We start from the raw sequence: 20,622 nt of genomic DNA on the forward strand, positions 1-20,622 counted from the left end.
AAAATTCCAGAAACGGAGCGATGTTATGACGTTTGCGATAAATAGCACAGGTTGGGGGGCGAAAGCAATATGAAGTGTGACTTTTATGAAAAAAATAAATTTTGAGCGCGCAATCAATATGTTGGAATCAATAATGGCCCAACGGGCCACCCGATTTTATGGGAAAAAGTGGATCTGTTGGGTCACAATTTCATGTGCTTTGCTGTGCATTTGTGCATCATCGGCTTTTTGCGCCAATTCTGCGGGTGATCTGCCGGAAGAAACCGGCCTTGCCCCCTCGGGTGCGTCAGTCAGCCCGGCTGGCCCCCCGGCTTCGGGCGGCAGCATATTTTTTGGCACCATTGGCGAGGCTTCAAATCTTATTCCCTACCTCACATCAGACTCCGCCTCGCATGAGGTGGCAGACCTCATCTACACGGCCCCGCTACGTTATAACAAGGATTTGCAGCCCGAGCCATGGGCAGCGGAATCTTGGAGCATGGAAGATGGCGGCAAGCGCATGCGTTTTACCCTGCGCAAGGGCATATTGTGGGAAGACGGGCAGGAGCTGACCGCCGAAGATGTGGCCTTTACCTGCAAGCTGGCGGCAGACCCTGCCACCGGCAGCCCTTATGCCGAGGATTTTTTGCGCATCAAGGAGCTGCGGGTCATTGACCGCTATACGTTTGAAGCGCGCTATGACCAGTTTTTTGCGCGGGCGGTATCCACCTGGATGAACCCCATTTTGCCCAAACATATTCTGGAAGGGCAGAACATCCGCTCCACGCCTTTTGCGCGCAAGCCCATGGGGGCCGGGCCGTATCGACTCAAGTCATGGGAGCCGGGAAGCCGCATTGTGCTGGAGGCATCGCCCACCTATTTTGCGGGCAAGCCGCGCATTGACGAAGTGGTGTACAGGATCATTCCCGACAACGCTACCATGTTTATGGAAACCCGGGCGGGCAGGCTGGACGTGATGGATCTTTCGCCCCTGCAATATCTGCGACAGACCTCCGGCCCGGAATGGCAGAGCAGATTCCATAAATTCCGCTACATCGCCTCGGTGTATATTTTCCTCGGCTTTAATCTGGAGCATCCGTTTTTCAAGGATGTGCGGGTGCGGCGAGCCATTTCCATGGCAATCGACCGCGAGGGCATCATCAAGGGAGTCTTGCTGGGGCAGGGGGTTCCGGCTTTTGGGCCGTTCAAACCCGGCTCGTGGCCCTATCATCCCGGCCTTAAGCCCATGCCCAGAAACATTGCCGCAGCGCGCGCCCTGCTGGCCGAGGCGGGCTTTGCCGACCATAACGGCGATGGCCTGCTCGACCGCGATGGCCAGCCGCTGGCCTTTACCATCCTGACCAATCAGGGCAACGAGCAGCGCATTCTTGCGGCTACCGTCATGCAGTCGCAACTGCGCGAGGTGGGTATTGACGTACACATCCGTACCGTGGAGTGGGCGGCCTTTATCCGCGAATTTGTCAACAAGGGGCGGTTTGACGCCGTGCTGCTGGGCTGGACAATCCCTCAGGATCCTGACCTGTTTTCTGTATGGCATTCATCCCAGACCTTTGAGGGCGGGCTGAATTTTACCCATTACCGCAATCCCGAGGTGGACAAGCTGCTTGAAGAAGCGCAATCCACGCCCGATCAGAAAAAGCGCGCAGAACTGTATTATCGCATTCAGGAAATATTTGATGCGGAGCAGCCCTACTGCTTTTTGTTTGTGCCCTATGCCCTGCCTGTGGTGCAGCGGCGGTTTCAGGGCATAGAACCCGCGCTGGCGGGCATAATGTATAATTTTGAAAAGTGGTGGATTCCCAAAGCTTTGCAGCATACACAGATGCAGCCCTAAGCGCTCGCATCGGGCACAGGGCAGCTTTTTTGCCCTTGCCTGCTGGCTTGCAGGCGCATACTCAGACCACGCGGATTTGAACAGGCCCTGGCTGGTTGTCCAGCCGGGGCCGCTCTGTTTGTGGGCTTTGGCCTGCAATTCAGCTGCCCTCGGCGTTGACAAGGCCGCTTTAGTCGGAACATAGTTCCAGAACTGGTTGAAGATATTTTTTTACGCTGTGGGTGGACGTTACGCATGATTCGTATTCAGGAAATTCTCGATAAGGTTTCGGCTGGCAACCCGAACGCGGATCTGGAGCTGATCCAGAAGGCGTATGTGTTTGCCGCCACCGCTCATGCGGGGCAAACCCGCCTTTCAGGCGAGCCGTACCTTTCCCACCCTCTGGCGGTTGCCAGCATTCTGGCGGGCATGGGTTTTGACGAACCCACCATTGCCGCCGGCCTGCTGCACGACACTGTTGAAGACACCAAGGCCACCATCGAAGAGCTGGACGAAAATTTTGGCGAAGAAGTGGCCGATATCGTCGACGGTGTTACCAAGATCAGCCAGATCACCTTTGAGAACAAGGAAGAAGCCCAGGCGGAGAATATCCGCAAGATGATCCTGGCCATGAGCCACGACATGCGGGTTCTCATGGTCAAGCTGGCCGACCGCCTGCACAATATGCGCACGCTGGACTTTCAGAAAAGTCACAAACAGAAGCGCATTGCCCAGGAAACCATGGATATCTACGCGCCCCTGGCCAATCGCCTGGGTTTGTACGTGATGAAGCGCGACCTGGAAGACCTGAGTTTCAAATACATGCGGCCCGACATTTACAACCAGATTGATCACTGGCTGGACAACCATCAGGTTGTGGAAAAGCAGATTATCGGCAAGGTTGTGGGCCTGATTCAGGATCTGCTGGAATCAAACGGCATCAGCGGGCAGGTTTACGGGCGCATCAAGCACAAGCACAGCATCTATAAAAAGATGCAGGCCCAGTCCATGACTCTGGACGAAATGCACGACATCATGGCCTTTCGCGTGCTGGTGCAGGATATCAAGGACTGTTACGCCACGCTGGGGCTTGTGCATTCCCAGTGGCGGCCTGTGCACGGACGCTTTAAAGACTATATTTCCATGCCCAAGACCAACGGCTACCAGAGCCTGCACACCACGGTCATCGGGCCGGAAGGCGAGCGTATTGAAATCCAGATACGCACCGAGGAAATGCACAGGCAGGCCGAACACGGCGTTGCCGCCCACTGGCTGTACAAGGAAAAAGGCCGCGTCAACAGTAAAGACCTTGAGCAGTTCGCCTGGCTGCGCGAAATTTTTGAGCGCCAGAGTGAAGAAACAGATTCCCGCGAGTTCATGCATTCGCTGAAAATGGATCTGTTCAAGGACGAGGTCTACATCTACACCCCGGCGGGCGATGTCAAGGAACTGCCCGAGGGCGCTACGCCCCTGGACTTTGCCTTTGTGATCCACACCAAGGTGGGGCAGCATTGCAGCGGCGCAAAAATCAATGGCCGCCTCATGCCCCTTGGCACGGAGCTGAAAAACGGCGACGTGGTGGAAATTCTCACCGACCCGGCGCGCAATCCCAACCGCGACTGGCTCAAGATTGTCAAAACCGCCAAGGCGCGCAGCCGTATTCAGCACTATCTGCGCACGGAAGAACGCACCCACGCCGTGACCCTTGGTCGCGAACTGCTGGAAAAAGAAGGCCGCAAGGTCAGCCTGAACGTGGGCAAGGCCACCAAGGACGGCCACCTGGCCATTGTGGCTCAGGAAATGAATTTTGAAAGCGTGGATGATCTGGTTGCCGCCGTGGGCTATGCCCACACCACGCCGCGCAAGGTGCTCAACAAACTGTATGCGGTGCTGCACCCCGAGGCCGCCACTGCTGCGGAACCCGCCACTCCCACCGTAAAGGAAAGCAAGGAAGCCGCCTCCCGCAAGGGCGAGGGCGTGGGCATTTCCGGCGTGGACGGCGTGCTCATGCGCTTTGCCAAGTGCTGCAACCCGGTGCCGGGCGATCCCATTATCGGCTACATCAGCCGTGGCCTTGGCATCAGCGTTCACCGTGCCGACTGCCCCAATGTTGCCAATATGGAGCCAGAGCGTCTTATTTCCGTGCATTGGGACGGCATGGAAGAAAAGCCCTACGCAGCAGGCATATTCATTATCGCCAAGAACGAGCAGGGCGTTCTGGCCAAGGTTGCCGAGGTCATGGCGCGCAACGGCGTCAATATTATTGGTCTGAATATGGACAATCAGGTGGATGGACGTGCCAAGCTGCGTATTACCGTAGAGGTGCGCGACGCCACACAGCTCTACCAGCTTATTGAGGCTATCCGCGTATTGCCGCCCATTTTTGAAGTGGTGCGCGATACTGAGGCTGACGCCACGTAATCCGCAATTAAACGCGCTGTAAATAGCCGACTGCTTCTCGCGAGGCAGTCGGCTATTGTTTGCGGCTGGTTGCTAGGGGGCGAACATTGGTTGTATATGCGAACTGTGCAAAAATACGTAATTATTCAGCAGGGATGCAGAGCTATAATATATAGATATCTGTTTGTGATAATTTGAACATATTGGTAAATTGTATTTAATAGATATGCATCGTGCAAAAAAAACTTTTTATATATTGTATTTTTTGAGTGTTATTAAATTTATTTTTTTATTTATTGGTATTAAAATGTAAGAAAATTTTATTTTTTAGGAAAAAATTATATTTAATTTTAATTTATACTGTTATTTTTATAGTAAAATAAAAATATATTACTATCTAGATATGCAATAAGTAAATTTAGGAGCTTCAAAAAATACCCTAATTGAATTTCCATGTTGTACGTTTTATGGAATATAGTCTATGCGCATTCACTATGGTTAACCTCTTCAGCTCAGCATGGGTAGGATACAACTATGCAGAAAATCACGACAATGCAGAAGATGGCAGGCCTGAGTCTGCTCCTGTGCCTGTTCACGGTCATTATTGGCATGTTTGGCGTCAGCCGCCTGAGCAATCTGGCGGCTGACGTTGAAGAGTTGAGTTCCATGCACATGAAGGGCCTGAATCTGCTCAGGATGACCAGTATTGAAGTTTTGCGGATCATCCGTGAAGAAAAAAATCTTGGTTCTTCCGGGTTTTCCGTGGGTAACCCCTGTCAGGAACTGGCCGGGTAGAGGTTTAGACCGCCACAGAAGAAGTAGATGGCTGTCTTGAAATGCTCCCGGTTCCTATAACCGCAAGCCTTCCTCTTGATGGCCATGATCTTGCTGTTGAGGCCCTCGGCCACGCCGTTGGTGATCCTGTGGCGGCAGAAGGTCAGGATGTTCTCAAGATGTCTCTGAATCAGTCCGCCCACTTTGCGCATTGGGGCAAGATCTGACCTGTTCACCCAGACCAGCCATCGCTTCACAAAACGTCTGGCCCATCCCGTGCTCAGGTACTTCCAGACGTCGTTCAGGCTTTCCTTCATGGCCCAGGCCTTGGCCACCTTGAGGTTCGCTGTCTTCAAGGCCTCCAGGGCTGGCCGGTGTTTGTCCGGCAGATTCTCCTCCCGGTATAGCCAGAGGAATTTCGTGCCCTTGAGTCGATGGTCATCCTGACTTGTGAGTTCGCGGTGCTCTTGCTTGCGTACCCGGTCCACAGCCTCGCCTACGTGTTTCATGACGTGGAACCGATCGTGAACGATTTTCCCCGCCGCGTCCGGCACATGTTTGAGCGTAGCTTTAAAATAGGGCTCCCACATGTCCATGGCCACGGCCTTGATCCGCTCCAACTGCGCCTTGGTGAACTGAAGGTAGTACCCCTCAAGGCTTTCGGCCTTACGCTCGTCGGCCACATACTCCACCGTGCTGCCGATCAGATCACAAACCACGGTCACATAGTCGTGCCCCTTGCGGAATGCCTTCTCGTCAACGCCAAGATACCGCGAGGGATTCGATTGCTTGCGCTCCCGGCCCCGGCGCACCGCCCTTTCCATGACACCCCATGCTTCGTCCCAGGTGATGCGCAGGATGCGCCGCGCTCCTGTTACGGTGGCGCACTCGGTCAGCACGTCGATGATCAATCGCTCCATCAATATGGTGAAACGTGCCTTGGACTCGGCCCAAGGCACGTTGACCTGAAGGACGCCATGCTCGGGGCAGTCCACTCGGGGAATCCGAGCATGCAGGAACGTCTTGAACTGGCACGTGTCCAGATGGCGCCAGACACGAGGCTCGGCATGGTCGCGGCAAGCCAGCTCTCGACCACAAGTAGGGCAAAACCAGCGAACACCAGGACCATGCTCCACGCGGATGTCTACCCGACCTTCCGCCGTGTCCAGTTCAACAGCCTCAACAAACCAGGGCTCGGTCAGCCCGAGAATCCGAAAATATAGGTCCGTATCCTTCATTGGTGCCCTCCGGGAAGGACATTAGCAGATCAGCTACCCACGGAAAACCCGGAAGAGCCAAAATCTTATTATCAGCACGACGGAAGAGGGTAACCGCACAGCGTTGAATAATCTGCAAAAAAAATATGCGGTGTTGGATAAATATCACAATGAACTGCCGCGTTATTTTATGACCGAAACAGCGCGCAAGTTGCTTGCCGAGCTGAATGGTCTGCTCAGTGAATGGCTTGCAGAGCATCGCAAAATAGTTGAACTGGCCAGTTCAACAGACCCGGCCATGAACGCAAAGGCGCAGGAACTTTCGTCCACCACCGGGCGTGCGCTGGCGCGAAGGCTGGCTGATCTTTTGCAAGATATTGGTGAAAAAAAGATAGAGTTTGCTCAGGAAGTGAGCACCCGGAGCAAGCAGGACTACGAACACGCACGGATGATAACCATTGTGGGTGTGCTGCTGTCTGTTCTGGTGGGACTTGGCGTGGGGTATTTGCTTTCGCGCAACATGCTGCGCCAGCTTGGCGACGAACCTGCATCGCTTTCTGAACTTGCCCTGAAGATTGCAGGCGGGGATCTGGAGGCGAAGTTTAATCCTGCGCGGCCTGAGATTGGCGTTTTTGGCGCCATGAAGCAGATGGTGGTCACCCTCAAGGGCAAAATTGCGGAGGCGGATCAAAAGAGCCAGCAGGCCAAGGAAGAATCCGAGCGCGCCCAAAAAGCCACGGCTGAAGCGGAAGAGGCCCGCCGCCAGGCCGAGCGCGCCAAGGCCGAGGGCATGCTTCAGGCTGCCCACCAGCTTGAAGGCGTGGTAGAAATCGTAACCTCCGCTTCCGAGGAACTCTCCGCCCAGGTTGAGCAGTCGAGCCGTGGCGCGGATGAACAGTCTGCGCGTGTGCGCGAAACCGCAACCGCCATGGAAGAAATGAATGCTACCGTGCTGGAAGTTGCCAGAAACGCGCAGCAGGCTGCGGACGTTTCCAACAATGCCAGAAAACAGGCCATTGAAGGCTCGCAGATAGTCAATGAGGCAGTAAAGGGCATAAACACCGTGCACACGCAGTCGCAGGCCCTCAAGCAGGATATGGATGCCCTTGGCAAACAGGCCGAGAGCATTGGGCAGGTAATGGGCGTTATTGCCGACATTGCCGATCAGACCAACCTGCTTGCGCTTAACGCCGCCATTGAGGCTGCGCGGGCGGGCGATGCCGGGCGTGGTTTTGCCGTGGTGGCGGACGAAGTGCGCAAACTGGCGGAAAAAACCATGACCGCGACGCAGGAAGTGGGCCGGGCCATCAAGGAAATTCAGGAAGGCACAAAGAAAAACATTCAAAATGTTGAGCACGCTGGCGAATCCATTGAAGCAGCCACAAAGCTCTCTGTGCAGTCGGGCGAATCGTTGAAAAATATCCTTGAGTGTGTGCAGCTTGTGAACGATCAGGTGCAATCCATTGCCACCGCCAGCGAGCAGCAGTCTGCCGCCAGTGAAGAAATCAACCGCTCTGTGGAACAGGTGGCTACAATTTCTTCTGAAACCGCTCAGGCCATGGAGCAGGCTTCCAGTGCAGTAGCCGATCTGGCGCAGCAGTCGCAAACGCTTCAGCATCTGATTGGCGAGATGAAACGCCAGGGCTAGGCGCAACCCCATAAATCCAGACCAGTAAAAGGCCGTCCACTTGGGCGGCCTTTTTGTCGTCCTTGCTCTAAGCACCGCTGGTTATGGCTGGTTTGCTCTGCCACAGCAGGCCATGTGAAGTTTGTAGTTGACAATGTTATGATTATAACTAAAAAAGTTATATGAATAACAAAAAATGGCTCTTCTTTTCATTTTCCGTTCCGGCAAAGCTGCAAGGCTTTCGTGTAAAAATATGGCGAAAAATCAACCTATTGGGCGCAGTTCAGATAAAAAACTCCATCTATGTACTTCCCGCAACTGATCATCATCAGGAGCAGCTTACATGGATGAGCAAAGAAACTGACGAGCAGGGAGGGGAGTTTCTGGTTATCGTGCACGGCAAACTGCTGCATTTTTCAGACGCACAGATTGCAGCGGCCTTCACTCAGGCGCGCGATGCCGATTATCTAGCGATAGGTGAGGAAATCCGGAACGTTGTCTCAGCTGTGGGTTCACCTGACGCGCCAGCCATGCTCCGAAAACTTGAAAAAAGACTTGAGGCCATACAGTCCATCGATTTTTTCCCCAGTGGCAAAGGGGCGAGTTTGCAAAAAATGCTGGAGGAAGCACACAGCAGCCTTGATGCCCCCCGGCTTGTGCTTCCTGCCGTTGATGCCCATCGCTACCAGCAAAAAACATGGGTGACACGCGCCAATCCCTATGTGGATCGCCTTGCGTCATTCTGGCTGATAAAGCGATTTATTGATCCGACCCCGCGCATTGTGTTTTTGCAAGAATCAGAGGCAGTGCCCGCTGGGCCAGACGTTGTTTCATTTGATATGGCCCATGCCGATTTTACGCACGTGGGCGGGCTTATCACCTTTGAGGTGCTTGTTGATGCCTTTGGTTTGACTGCACAGGTTCCACAAAGGATGCGCGAGGTCATAAAGGCAATTGACCTTGAAGAACTGGATGCTGCCCCGGTTGAAACCCCTGGCATCAAACGGATGCTCGACGGGCTGGTTGCAGCCAATAATGATGACCATGTTCGCACAGGGCAGGCTCTTGCTTTTTTTGACACCCTGCTTGCCTCATACACCTCAACCGCACCCACAGGAGCGTGAGATGAAAGACACAGCAATCCATGTTGCTCAGCTTATGGCTGCCTCTGCCCGCACTGCCCCCAAGGCTGGGGGCAAGGATTTTTTGGAAATTGGCGTTATTCATATGGACGAAGATCTGCAAAAAATCGCCCAGACCATGAAGGCCTACGCCCCCAAAAGCACCAACGAGTCCTTTTGGCTGCGCGATGCCGCCAATATAGAAAAATGTCAGGCCCTGATGCTGGTGGGTCTGAAAAGTTGCGCGTGCGGTGGGTATGACTGCGGTGCTTGCGGCTACCCCACCTGCGCGGACTTTGTGAAAAAACGGCAGCTTGACGAAAAGGAGATGGGTTACTCTGGCCCCTTCTGTGCCCTGCGCATGATGGATGTGGGCGCGGCCCTTGTGGCTGCCGCCAAAACTGCCAGCCTGCTTAATCTGGACAACCGCATCCAGCAGCGCGTGGGCGCGGCGGCAAAGCATCTGGGGCTTATCGATGCCGAAGTCGTCATGGGTATCCCCGTGGGATTTTACGGCAAATCCATTTTCTTCGACCGTTCTGCGCCAAAACACTAGGCGATATTTCGGGTGGTGTTCATGACGCCACTCAATCGAGGCATGTATGCGAGATTTCAGCAACCTGTGCACTGTAGGTTTTCTTGCCCGCTTCTCTTATGCCCTGGCCAGAAACCCGGTGCTGCCGCTCTTCGCTCTCTTTTTGGGGGCAGGGCCGGAGGCTGTGGGGCTGGCTGTCGGCATTTCCACAGTTACAGGTATTCTGTTCAAGTTGCCCGCTGGCGCGCTTTCTGACGTGGTGGGCAGAAGGCGCACCATGCTGGCGGGGCTTGTGGTATTCGGCCTGATGCCCTTTGCCTATTTTTTTATCGATTCGTACCGGGCGCTGATTGTTGTTCGCTTTCTGCATGGATTGGCAACCGCAATTTATGGGCCTGTGGCTATGGCCGTGGTGGCCGAGGTTGCTGGTCCACGCCGGGGCGAGCTGCTCTCGTGGTTTTCATCTGTGGGCATAATCGGCACCTTGCTGGGCGCGCCCATTGGCGGGTTAGTGCTTGATGTGAACACCAGTGGCGGGCCGGTGTTGTGGCAGTTTCGCATGGTTTTTGCCCTCAGTGCTGTTTCGGGTATGGCGGCTTTGCTGCTGGGCCTTAAAACTCTTGGGGGAGATGCGCCGCCTGAAACGGAGCATGCATCAGGATCAGGCTTGCAGCGCTTTCGTCAGGGGATTGCCGAGGTGCTCTCTGACAGACGGCTGGTTACGGCCTCTGCCGTAGAGGGCGTGCAAAATATGGGCATGGGCGCGCTGGAAGCCTTTTTACCCATCTATGCTGTTACGGTAGTTGGCTTGTCGGAATTTCAGGCTGGCCTGTTGTGGGGAGTGCAGATATTTGTAACCATGCTCAGCAAGCCCCTGCTGGGGAAAATGTCAGACTCGCGCGGCAGGCGCGGCTTGATAGTGGCTGGTTTGATTCTGTGCGGCGGCGCGCTTGGCGCGATTCCCTTTTTGCATGCATTTTTGCCTTTGCTGGCGACTTGTCTTGTATTTGGCATGGGCGAGGCGCTCGTTACTTCTTCTTCCGCAGCTCTGGTGGCAGACATGTGCCGCGACCGCCGTTTTGGCTCGGCCATGGGAGCGTTTGGAACAATCTTTGATGTCGGGCACGCGTCCGGCCCCATCTGTGCAGGCCTGCTCATTGGCTGGGGAGGGTATCAGGTCAGTTTTCCCCTGCTGGCGGTTTTTATCTTTCTGTCGATCCCTGTCTTTTTACACAATGTGCCATCGCACGATTGATCTGCAAGAGTGCAAATAGTATGGTATTTTGAAGTCTTTATATGTTCGTTTATGCTGAACTGGCAGGACCTATAAAAATGTAACTATCTTGCGAGCAAGGAAAATTCCATGAATGAAAGCAACGCAACTCCTCAAGTTACTTTGCGGGAAGCATTCCTTTACTGGTTCAAGCTCGGCTTCATCAATTTTGGCGGGCCTGCCGGGCAGATCGCCATGATGCATAAAAATCTGGTGGATGGCAGGGCCTGGATCAGCGAAAAGGTTTTTCTGCGGGCGCTCAATTTCTGCATGCTCTTACCGGGGCCGGAAGCGCATCAACTGGCTGTGTACATAGGTTGGCGGCTCAACGGCTACTGGGGCGGAACCATTGCCGGGCTGTGCTTTTTGTTCCCCTCGGTTATTCTGATGCTCTTTCTTTCATGGCTGGCAGCCGCCAAGGGGCAGGTTCCCCTTGTGGCCGGGATTTTTCACGGAATCGCCGCCGCCGTTGTGGCCATTGTGATTGAAGCGCTTATCCGGCTTTCAAAAAAATCACTTAAGCACCCCGCACTGTATGCATTTGCTGGCGGCTCGTTTGTACTGGGACAGTTCCTTGGCGTGTCCTTTCCTGCGATTGTTTTGTTGGCTGGTGTGGCGGGTGTCATTCTTGGCAAATTTCGTCCAGACATTTTTTGCCAGAAAAAGCCGGGAAGAAATGAATGCCTGACTGACGCGCCGGAATCTTTCACCAATCTGCCGCCTTTGTCCCATCTCTTCAAGGTTGTGGGGATATTCGCCGCTATCTGGATGGCTGTGATTCTGCCCGTTTTCGCATGGCGGGGCATGGACGACATACTTTCCCAGATATCCATTTTTTTCAGCAAAGCCCCCTTTGTGACCTTTGGCGGCGCATATGCCGTTCTTGCCTATATAGTAGAGCACGCGGTCAATCTGGGTTGGCTGACGGAAAAGGAAATGCTGCTGGGCCTCGGCCTTGCGGAAACGACCCCCGGCCCGCTGATCATGGTGACGCAGTTTGTGGGCTTCATCACCGCCTGGAACCAGCCCGGCGGCCTGACGCCCATGACAGCGGCCATTCTGGGCGGCCTGCTCACCACCTTCACCACATTTTTGCCGAGCTTCATGTTCATATTTGCTGGCGCGCCCTACATTGAAGCAATTACGGCCAACAAAAAACTCAATGCCGCGCTTACGGGCATATCCGGCGCGGTGGTGGGCGTGGTGCTCAAGATCGGCGTGTTCTTTGCCTGGAATACATTTTTCCCGGTTACGGGATTTGATGTGTTTGCCGTGACCGTTGCGCTGTTGTCGCTGGTGGCCTTGGTGCGTTTTAAGCTCTCCATGCATGCGCTGGTGGGGTTGAGCGGGCTTGCCGGGCTGGTCTGGCAGATGCTCTGATACCTTACGCATGCGGGGCGGTTCTTCATTGCCGGATGTGCAGTCAAGCGATGCCGTCCTGCCCGCACAGGATTTTTATCCTTAACGTCAAACACGTCTGGGGGAAGGTATGAACGCAACCATCACGCCGCAAGAACTTCAGGCTATACTGGCCGCCAATACCGCAACGGTTTGCGATGTGCGCAGGCGGGCTGACTATGAGGCTGACCCTCGCACAGTCCCCGGCGCCGTATGGCACGACCCGGAGCAGGTTGACCTGTGGGCGGCGCAGTTGCCCAAGGACAAGCCAGTAGCCATCTATTGCGTGCGGGGCGGCTCTGTAAGCAAGTCTGTCCAGGCTGCTTTGGGGCAGAAAGGTTTTGACGTGCAGTATGTGGAGGGCGGGCTGGCCGCCTGGGATGAAGCCCATAAGTAGCTGAGCGCCGCGCAAGAGTCCCCGCGTGGCAAATTTGGCCTGCGCGGCATAGTGCTGCTGCAAAGGAAACGCCGCTTCCCGGTGAAGGGAAGCGGCGAAGCCTGCGCGCCGGGAAGGGAACGGCGCTTACAAAAGGCAGAGAGGCTTAGAAGCTGTACTGGAAGACAACCTGGGCTTTCCAGGCGTCCTGTTTGTCAAAGCTGCCGTTGCCCGCGCCGTTGTTGTAACCGGCCTTTTTCCATGTGTCCTTGTCGATCATGTTGGCAACGTAGCCGAGTTCCAGATTCACACTCAGGTTTTCGTAGGCCTGCCACGTGTTGACGAGGTTGAATTCCAGCAGGCCGTCATTGGTGGTCAGATAGGGGCCGTCGCCGCCGTAGCCAGCCTGCCAGGAGGAGGCATCCTTCATGTACTTGACCATGGAGGTGGCGTTGGTGCCGCCCCAGTAGGCCAGACGGAAGGTGTGGGAGACGTTTTCAATAAAGCTCATGTCTTTCAGCTGCGCGCCGATGCCCCAGGTGCCGGCATAGCTCATGCTCCAGTCGCAACCATTGGCAACCGGGCTCCACGAAAGGTTGCCGTCGCCGACAAAGGAGGTGAAGTTGCCCGCGCCAGCAATGGAAGGCATGCGCTCGGAGCCGTTTTTCACGTTGCCGTCGTCGCCGCTTGCGTACCAGCCAAAGATGCCGGGAACGCCCCAGTCCAGCTTGTATTCAATAAGGGCTTTTGCCAGCCAGCCCTGACGCTCGGTGCTTGCACGCACGCTGTCCACGCCGCGCTTGAGCACATCGTAGCGGCCCATGGCTTCGGAGTAGCCGTAGTTGATGTCAAATTCGATGTTCAGGGGATCGAACATGGTGATGGCCACCGGCAGACCCGCCCAGAACAGAGAGCCGTATTGCTTGCTGGTGGAGGAGTTGGTGAGCGGCGTTATGTTGTCGTTGGCGTAGTTGAAGCCGGAGGTGGTGCCGGGAATGGTGAGACCCAACTTGCCATCGCTGGTTTCCCACGGAGACCCGTTGTTGGGATCTTCCAGGCCGCGCAGGGAGTTTTTGCCGCGCATGCCGTACATGGCCCAAGGGGTGACTTCAACACCGTCAAAGCTCAGGGGCATGGAGAGCATGAACAGATCAAGGTTGTCGAGGTAGTTGGTCTTTTCCGTACTGGACTTGTTGTTGTCCACATCAATATAGCTGTTGCTGAAGTTGTCGTTGACCGGGCGCGCCCACATAAAGGTGAGGCCCACATTATCGTTGAACTTGTAGTTGGCGGTCAGGGCTGCGGCATCGCAGTCCATGATTGCAGAACCACCAGCCACATTGGGCAGGGTGGTGGTCTGGATGCCCATGCGCACGCGGGCGTCAGTCTGCGGAATCAACCAGTCGATGTAGGCGTTTTTAACTTCCACAACGCGACCATCCGCACCGAGAGCCGCGCCATCGTCCGATTTGCCCCACTGCTGGTCGCCGATTTCAAAGTACACCGTGCCGGACAATGCCTCGGAGGCCACGGCGTCCAACTGGAGGCGGATGCGCTGGGAAGCGCCAAACTGGTCATCAGTGTTGGTTTTGGACTTGGCTCCGTCTTTGTCTCTGGTGTTCTTGGTGAGAACGCCTTCGCCCACGCCAAAACCAACCAGCCATTCGCCCTTGGCCTTGAAGTCAATGGCCTTGGCCCCCCCCGCCACGCCCATCAGCATGCCTGCTGCAAGCAGTGTGACCATGCACACCTTTTTAAAGCGGTTCAGACCATTCCTTTCTCGTGAACTCATTCCTTTCTCCTCGTAAAGGGTTTGCGCAACGGCCGCAGACGCAACAGGCTCTTGCAACGCGCGCGTTATTTTTTCAGAAGTCATCCCTGACGGGCTGGCGCTTGGCGTAAAGCCTCCGGGTGATCTCCTTGGCCTAATACGCCCCCATCTGCCGCAAGCGAGGTGGCGATCAGTTTTCCGCGTGGTGGTTCTTGTGGTGGCCGCACTTGCAGTTGGCGCAGTTGCCCTTGCAGACGTGCTTTTTCTTTTGCTCGATGAGAACGCGATTGCCGCTAACGGCCATGTCAAAGCCGCTCTTTCCCTTGAATACGATACGTTCTGTGCTGAGGCCGCCCAGCAGAAGCGAGGTCTTGAGGGCGTCAACGGCGGAAGGGTGAGGGTTGGCTACGTGCCGTACGTCAATGAAAATGCGTTTGCAGTTTGCCTGATTGCACTGAAGAAGCTCAATAAGTGCAGTGGCCTGAGGAGGATCGAAGCGGGAAGAAACGGATATGTGGAGGTTGTCGTGGCTGAAACGGTGGCTTAAACCCGTATGATCGGTAAACACCGGCTGCTGATCCATATTTTTATCTCCGCTTTGCTGAATGTGCATGGCGGTACACTGTCACAGGCAGGGTAATGTGTCAATAAAAATGAAATTACTTTTCAAATTCAAAATATATCATATTGATTTTATTATCAAAAAATGTACAAAAAATTGTATTTTATGCTAACATGCCGATTGGAAAAGAAAGATTGCTAATTGATTTTAGGGTTGCAAATGAGGGCGGTGTGGAGAGTACAGATGGTTTTGCCAATAAAGAGGGGCGGATGCTCACAAGGAACACCCGCCCGCTGTGCAGAAGGAGGATTTGTTAGCGCTTATGCGGCCTTGATGCTGCCGTCTTGCACATGGAACAGCGCGGCCTGGGGTTCTGCCTTGCGCAGCAGTTCCGCCATGTGCGGCTGGCAGGTAAAGTAAAGCAACTGATGGGCCTTGCCCTGGCTGCCGCCGGTCAGCTCCACAAAGGCGCGCGCGGTGCGCTCGGCCCTTTGCGGGTCAAAGTTGACCAGCACTTCGTCCATGATCACAGGCAGGGGGGCCGCATGCAGGGCATGATTTTTGATGTAGGCCAGCCGCAGGGCCAGATAGGCCTGCTCGCGCGCGCCACGGCTCAGATTTTCCGGCGCTATGGGTTCGCCCTGCGCGGGCAGGATGGCGAGGCTGGCGTCTTCCAGCGAGGCGTTGATGCCCCGCCAGCGCTGGCCAGTGATGCGGGTGAAGATGCTTGAAGCAAGGCGGATGACCTCTGGCTGGCGCTCCAGCTCAAAGGTGCGCTTGGCTGTTTCAAGGATGCTGCGGGCAAGGGCCACGCGGCTCCAGGCAAAGGCCATGCGCTCCATGTCTTCCACAAGGGCCGCCTCCTGCTGCAAAAGCTGCGAAAGCTCATCAGTGCGCGAAAGTGCGTCCACCTTGCTGCGCAGTTCCGCCACGCGCTTGACCAGATTTTCTTCCTGCTCCTGAATGCCTGTCAGTTCTTCGCTGATGGTTGCGCTGCGGCGCTCCTGACTTTCCTGATCCTCATGCTCGAAGGAATCGAGAAAATCCTTCAGGGGTGTTTTGTCCGCAGCCAGCCGCAGGGCGTCTTCCAGATCCTGACGGCGCAGGGTGAGTGCGCGCAGTTCTTCGTGCAGTGCGGCCTGACGCAAAAACTCTTCCGCATCATGCGCGCCCGCCATGGCAAGCAGGGAGCGTTCCGCGCTCCGGGCGCTTTCGAGGGCGGCCTCCGCAGCGCGGGCCTCATCCTCCATTTCCGTCACTTCATTATCAAGGTTGCGGCGGCGGCTCTGCGCCTGCGACATGGCTTCCGCCGCCTCCAGCGCCGCATCAAGGCTGAGCAGCCAGTCTGGGCGGTTGTCCGCATCCTGCTGTGGTGGCAGGCCAAGCTCTGCGAGCAGGGCTTGCAGCGGGTCACGCAGGGCAGCCAGTTCTGCGCGGCCCTGATTGAGCTGCGATTGGGCTCGTTGTACCGAAGCCTCGGCAGCGAGGCAGTTTTCCATGTATTTCAGGGCTTCCCGCACGGTTTCCGGGTCAAGGTCGGTGCCGAGGCCAAGATCATGCAGGCAGGCCGTCCATTGCGAGCGCGCTTCGTTGAGCCGCTCCTGCGCCTGACGCTGTTCCGCGCTGGCTTCCGCCTGACGGGTGCGGGCGCGGTTGAGTTCGCTCTGCGAATTTTGCAGCGCGGCCTCGGCCTTGATGCGCAGTTCGCGGGCGGCGTCGGCCTCGCGGCAGGATTCAAGCACTTGCCGCACAGCCTCCGCCAGTGAATCTGAATCCGCATTGGCGGGCAGGCGTTCAGCCACAGCAGGCACAAGGCGCATGCGGGCTTCTGTCTGGCGCAGGTCGTCATCCAGGGTTTGCAGCTCCGCATCGGCGGCAGCAACGCCGCCAAAGGCGAGCCGTGCTGATTCCGCCCTGGCAAAAAAAGCAGCCGCACCCTCGGGCGAGGGCACATTGGCCACGTGCAGGGCCAGCATGAATTCGTGCCAGCGGCGGCGGGTCTGCTGCACAATGCCTTCTACCTCGGAGCGCACAGCCTGCCGTTTGCTCACTTCCGTGCGGGCAAGGTCCATGGCGTGCTTCAGCTCGTCCATGTCCTTGCGGGCGCGCTCTTCTTCAAAGCACTGCTCACGTTCGTGCTCAAGCAGCACCTCCCTTGCTTCAAGCGTCACCAGATCCATGCTTTGCACGCCAGCCGCCGCGCAAAGCTGGCTGGCCTGCTCGTCCAGCTCCGCTACATGGGCCGCGCACGAATCGCGTCTGCCCTGAAGTTGCAGATGCTCCATCTGGCGGCGTTTTGCCTCTGCGCCAGTGTGTGGTACGCCGCCAGCCATAAAGCCAACGCCGCAGAGCAGCAGCAGATAGCCAGACCACAGGCTTACAGGCAGCTCAATGTCGGCCGTGAGGGCAATGCTTGTAATGCCCATGCGCCAGTAAGCCAGCAACATGCCCGCGCCGCCAAGAAAGAAAGCAAGGCCCAGAACCAGCAGGGGCAGGTTTTTTACTCGTGTGACGGGCGGTTCATTGCCGATGCGGGCGCTGAGTTCTTCCAGCCGCTCACGCTCCGTGCCCAAGGTGGCGGAAAGGGCGCGCAGCTTGCGCAGGGCAAGGGTTTGCCCGTCAAGATCCTCGCGGGTGGGGCCGTTTATGTGGCGCTGTTCTTCGCGCAGGGCTTCCACGCGGCCCTTGACGGCAGCAACCTGCTCTTCCGCCTGGCGCACTTCCTGCGCTGCATCGTCCGCCTGACGCATTTTGTCCTGCACGTCAGCGGCCAGAGCGAGGGCTTCTTCCTGTCGCGAAAGGAGCGAATCAAGCAGGGCTTCTGCCTGTGCGCCGTCACTTGCGCCGTTGACCACCAGCCGCAGCGGGTTGAAAGCTCTGGAAAATGTTGTTTTTGCCTCGTTCACCGCGCGTTGGCGCAGAGGCCGCTGGCGGCGGGCTTCTTCCTGCCGGGCGAGGGCCTGACGCAAATTGTCGCGGGCATCGTCATCCAGCGCTGCGGGCGGCGCGGGCAGCAAATCAAGGGCGGCAGTGTTGGAGGCCACCTCGCGTTCTGCGCTTTCCACTTCGCGGTTGCTCTGGGTGAGGCTGTCCACGGCGGCCTGATGGGCCGAGGCTGCGGCGCGCATTTCCCGCCCTTGGCGTTCAATGTCCTCGCGGGCAAAGAGGGAACGGTCTGTGGCCCGGATGCGGTCGCACGACCAATCCGGCCCAAGGCGCGAGAGTTCGCGGCTGAGGTCTTCCTGCGCGCGCAGCAGGGCTTCCTCCTGCGCGGGCAGGGCGCTCAAGGCCTGCCGGAAGCCGCTTTTGCGCTCGGCCATGCGGCGCAGGGCGGGCAGGGCCTCCAGCAGGGGATAGTTGATTTCAAGTTCGTCCCGCCGCTGGCGCAGCCGGGTGAGCTTTTCCATCTGCGCGGCCCATTGCCGCTCGCAGCCCTCGCGGGCCTCCTGCGCGCGGGCAAGGCGTTCCCTGCCGTTTTCGGGAAAGGTAGCGCTTATGGGGTCAAGCCGTTCAAGGCGTGCGCCCGCCATGCGCCATTCGTTCCACTGCAACCACACGCCAAGGCGGCGTTCAAGGATGCGGCGTTCTTCTTCGAGCTGGAGTTTACGGTGGCGCAGGTTTGCCAGATCATCGCGTTTTGCGGCAAGGTCCATTGCCATGCTGTCGTACCCGGCGCATTCCTGCTCCAGTTCAATCTTTCGTTGCCGCAGTTCGGCAAGCTGGCGCAGGGCAGCGTTGAGGGCGGGTTTGCTGCCGCCGCTCTTGAAAATTTCATCGGCCTGTTTGTCCAGCAGTTTGAGGGCCTCGCCGGGCGAACGCAGCCCCGGCCCGAAGCTTGCGCCGTACAGGGCGTTACGCACGCCTTCGTCAGTGAGGCTGTTGAGGTCTTCAAGCTCTGTGAGGCTGAAGCCGAACACGTTGCGGTACACATCGCGGCTCACGCCGGAGAGCATCTGGCGCAGCATGTCCGGTTCCAGCGGTTTGCCCTCAGGGTCGGTGAGGGTAAGCACCCCGCCGTTGCTGCCGGGCCGCCGGGTAAGGCGCAGAATGCCGCGTTCGTCCGAGCGCAGTTCCATGCTGCCGCCGGGCTGCCCGCCGCGCAGGGGGCCGGGAATACGCTTGTATTCCTTGTTGCGCGGGTCGGGATAGCCGATGAGCATGGTGCGCAGAAATTCCAGGCAGGTGGACTTGCCCGCTTCGTTTTCACCCAGAAAAATGGAAAGCCCCGGCGAGAGGTTTTCAACACTCACGTCAGAAAAGATACCGAAGCCGTCCATGTGGAAGGACTGGATATACATCAGCGTGCCTCCAGAAGATCCGTGCACAGGCGTTCGGCCTCTTCCAGAAGGGCTCGCATACGCGCATCGTCGGGTTGGGTGAGAATATGGCGGAGCTGCCCGTGATCATAGACCTGTTTCAGCGCCGGGGTTGCCACATCGTGCAGGGCATCGCTGCTTTGCGCCATGCGCTCGGCCAGCCGCAGGGTTTCGCCAAGCAGGTCTTCCCGTTGCAGGTACTGGGCACGGTCGATGGCGGGGCTTGTTTCGGCCACCATGTCCTTGATCCACACGCTGGGGGTGCCTGTTTGCAGGTGCGCCAGCCGTTCAGCAAGGTCTTCCTGATTGGGAGCATCGCGCAGGGCGGCGTCAAGCGGGGTGCGCCCGTGCAAAACCACACGGGCCATCAGGGCTTCGCAGCCGGGGTCTGTGGCTTCGGCGGCCTGCTCCAGCGCCCGGGTCATTCTGTTTTCCACCTCGTTGAGGTGGACCACATCGTCAAGTTCAACCTGTACTCTGGCCCACTGCACGGGGCCCAGACGCACAAAATCTTCTTTGCACGCGTAGCCGCCGCCCGGTTGAGGGTTTGCCGTCACCCGCAGGCAGCCGCGCGGCCCCGGCTCATTGACGTGCAGGCCCTGAGCGTTGCCGCTGTATGCGATAAAAGGAGCGGTGCAAAGTGTGGCCCGCTCGTGCACATGGCCCAGCGCCCAGGCGTCAAGGCCGGTATTTTTGAGATCGTCCAGCGAGCAGGGAGCGTAGCGGTCGGCCTTGCTTTGGCCTTCGACCGTGCAGTGCAGAACGCCAAGCTGAAAGCAGTCGTGATTCTGGTCGCGCCGGAACAGGCGGGCAAGGTTGCGGCCTTCCTTGATCTTGGCGTGGCTGATGCCGTGCACCACGGCCACGACCTTGCCGTCTTTTTCAACCGTGTGGCTCTCGGCATCCGGCCCGAAAACAGTGACGTTGTCAGGCCACTGCACAGCCGCCAGCCTTGAGGAAAGGGGATCGTGGTTGCCGTGCGCCAGAAAAACGCGCACTCCGGCATCACGCAGGCGGCGGCAGCCGTCGCACAGCTTGAGCTGGGCTTTAACGCTGTGGTTTTCCTCATTATACACATCGCCAGCCAGTATGAGAAAATCCGGCTTGTCTGATTCGCAAAGCCGAAAGAGGCGGTCCATGGCCTTGAAGGTGGCCTCTTGCAGCAGACGCGCCAGATGCCCACCCTGTGCCGCCGTGCGGGAAAGCCCCTGAAACGGCGTGTCCAGATGCAGATCGGCGGCGTGAATATAGCGGATGCCGTCCATGTAAAAGCCTCGTTTGTGGATTTGTAGGAAAATATTGCTGAAATCTAGACTTTTTCAAAATAAATGACAAGCGCAACGGCCAATTACGCCATTGCTTCAGGTGTGACGGCGCAGTTACAACAGTGCGCCAGGAATATTATGCTGCAAGTACAGGTGGATGGAAAAACAGCGAGA

General features: G+C 56.9%; 14 protein-coding genes. 10 read left to right on the forward strand and 4 right to left on the reverse strand.

Annotation, left to right across the window (positions count from 1 at the left end; genetic code table 11):
* Positions 1-133 precede the first annotated feature (133 nt).
* The 3 genes from ACUZ79_RS05395 to ACUZ79_RS05405 all read left to right on the forward strand — a co-directional run bounded on the left by ACUZ79_RS05395 (position 134) and on the right by ACUZ79_RS05405 (position 5,008).
* On the forward strand, positions 134-1,834 hold the full coding sequence (locus ACUZ79_RS05395) for a peptide-binding protein (RefSeq protein ID WP_449252165.1): 1,701 nt from the start codon (positions 134-136) through the stop codon (positions 1,832-1,834).
* A 234-nt stretch (positions 1,835-2,068) separates the two neighbouring features.
* The gene (locus ACUZ79_RS05400; RefSeq protein WP_240823952.1) at positions 2,069-4,234 is read left to right on the forward strand and encodes a RelA/SpoT family protein; all 2,166 of its coding nucleotides are present in this window, start codon (positions 2,069-2,071) and stop codon (positions 4,232-4,234) included.
* Between the two features lie 513 nt (positions 4,235-4,747).
* The gene (locus tag ACUZ79_RS05405) at positions 4,748-5,008 is read left to right on the forward strand and encodes a hypothetical protein (RefSeq protein ID WP_449250928.1); all 261 of its coding nucleotides are present in this window, start codon (positions 4,748-4,750) and stop codon (positions 5,006-5,008) included.
* Here the strand turns inward: ACUZ79_RS05405 and ACUZ79_RS05410 are convergent.
* A complete protein-coding gene (locus ACUZ79_RS05410; RefSeq protein WP_096152604.1) occupies positions 4,990-6,225 on the reverse strand; it encodes an ISL3 family transposase in 1,236 nt (411 codons plus the stop codon). The two genes, ACUZ79_RS05405 and ACUZ79_RS05410, sit on opposite strands and share 19 nt — an antisense overlap.
* 28 nt (positions 6,226-6,253) lie before the next feature.
* Between ACUZ79_RS05410 and ACUZ79_RS05415 the strand changes: the two genes are divergently transcribed.
* From ACUZ79_RS05415 to ACUZ79_RS05440, 6 genes are all read left to right on the forward strand, one after another.
* Positions 6,254-7,852, forward strand: coding sequence for a methyl-accepting chemotaxis protein (locus ACUZ79_RS05415; protein WP_449252166.1), 1,599 nt, complete (start codon positions 6,254-6,256; stop codon positions 7,850-7,852).
* 161 nt (positions 7,853-8,013) lie between these two features.
* Positions 8,014-8,955: a chromate resistance protein ChrB domain-containing protein gene (locus tag ACUZ79_RS05420; protein WP_449250929.1), complete on the forward strand. Its 942-nt coding sequence runs from the start codon at positions 8,014-8,016 to the stop codon at positions 8,953-8,955.
* A gap of 1 nt (position 8,956) precedes the next feature.
* Positions 8,957-9,508: a DUF2148 domain-containing protein gene (locus ACUZ79_RS05425; RefSeq protein WP_240823955.1), complete on the forward strand. Its 552-nt coding sequence runs from the start codon at positions 8,957-8,959 to the stop codon at positions 9,506-9,508.
* 46 nt (positions 9,509-9,554) lie between these two features.
* The gene (locus ACUZ79_RS05430; protein ID WP_449250930.1) at positions 9,555-10,742 is read left to right on the forward strand and encodes an MFS transporter; all 1,188 of its coding nucleotides are present in this window, start codon (positions 9,555-9,557) and stop codon (positions 10,740-10,742) included.
* Between the two features lie 108 nt (positions 10,743-10,850).
* The gene (gene chrA / locus ACUZ79_RS05435; protein WP_449250931.1) at positions 10,851-12,140 is read left to right on the forward strand and encodes a chromate efflux transporter; all 1,290 of its coding nucleotides are present in this window, start codon (positions 10,851-10,853) and stop codon (positions 12,138-12,140) included.
* Positions 12,141-12,249: 109 nt separating this feature from the next.
* Positions 12,250-12,555, forward strand: coding sequence for a thiosulfate sulfurtransferase GlpE (locus tag ACUZ79_RS05440; protein WP_240823958.1), 306 nt, complete (start codon positions 12,250-12,252; stop codon positions 12,553-12,555).
* A gap of 145 nt (positions 12,556-12,700) precedes the next feature.
* Here the strand turns inward: ACUZ79_RS05440 and ACUZ79_RS05445 are convergent, their stop codons facing one another.
* The gene (locus ACUZ79_RS05445; protein ID WP_449250932.1) at positions 12,701-14,326 is read right to left on the reverse strand and encodes an outer membrane homotrimeric porin; all 1,626 of its coding nucleotides are present in this window, start codon (positions 14,324-14,326) and stop codon (positions 12,701-12,703) included.
* Between the two features lie 181 nt (positions 14,327-14,507).
* Between ACUZ79_RS05445 and ACUZ79_RS05450 the strand changes: the two genes are divergently transcribed.
* The gene (locus tag ACUZ79_RS05450; protein ID WP_449250933.1) at positions 14,508-14,852 is read left to right on the forward strand and encodes a hypothetical protein; all 345 of its coding nucleotides are present in this window, start codon (positions 14,508-14,510) and stop codon (positions 14,850-14,852) included.
* A 335-nt stretch (positions 14,853-15,187) separates the two neighbouring features.
* Here the strand turns inward: ACUZ79_RS05450 and ACUZ79_RS05455 are convergent, their stop codons facing one another.
* Complete coding sequence (locus ACUZ79_RS05455) at positions 15,188-19,165, reverse strand: AAA family ATPase (RefSeq protein ID WP_449250934.1); 3,978 nt, start codon at positions 19,163-19,165, stop codon at positions 15,188-15,190.
* Positions 19,165-20,448 carry a metallophosphoesterase family protein gene (locus tag ACUZ79_RS05460; protein ID WP_449250935.1) on the reverse strand — a complete coding sequence of 428 codons (1,284 nt, stop codon included), beginning with the start codon at positions 20,446-20,448 and terminating at the stop codon, positions 19,165-19,167. The genes ACUZ79_RS05455 and ACUZ79_RS05460 overlap by 1 nt, the downstream gene beginning before the upstream one ends.
* Between the last annotated feature and the right edge of the window lie 174 nt (positions 20,449-20,622).

This window comes from Desulfovibrio faecalis, from assembly GCF_053570625.1.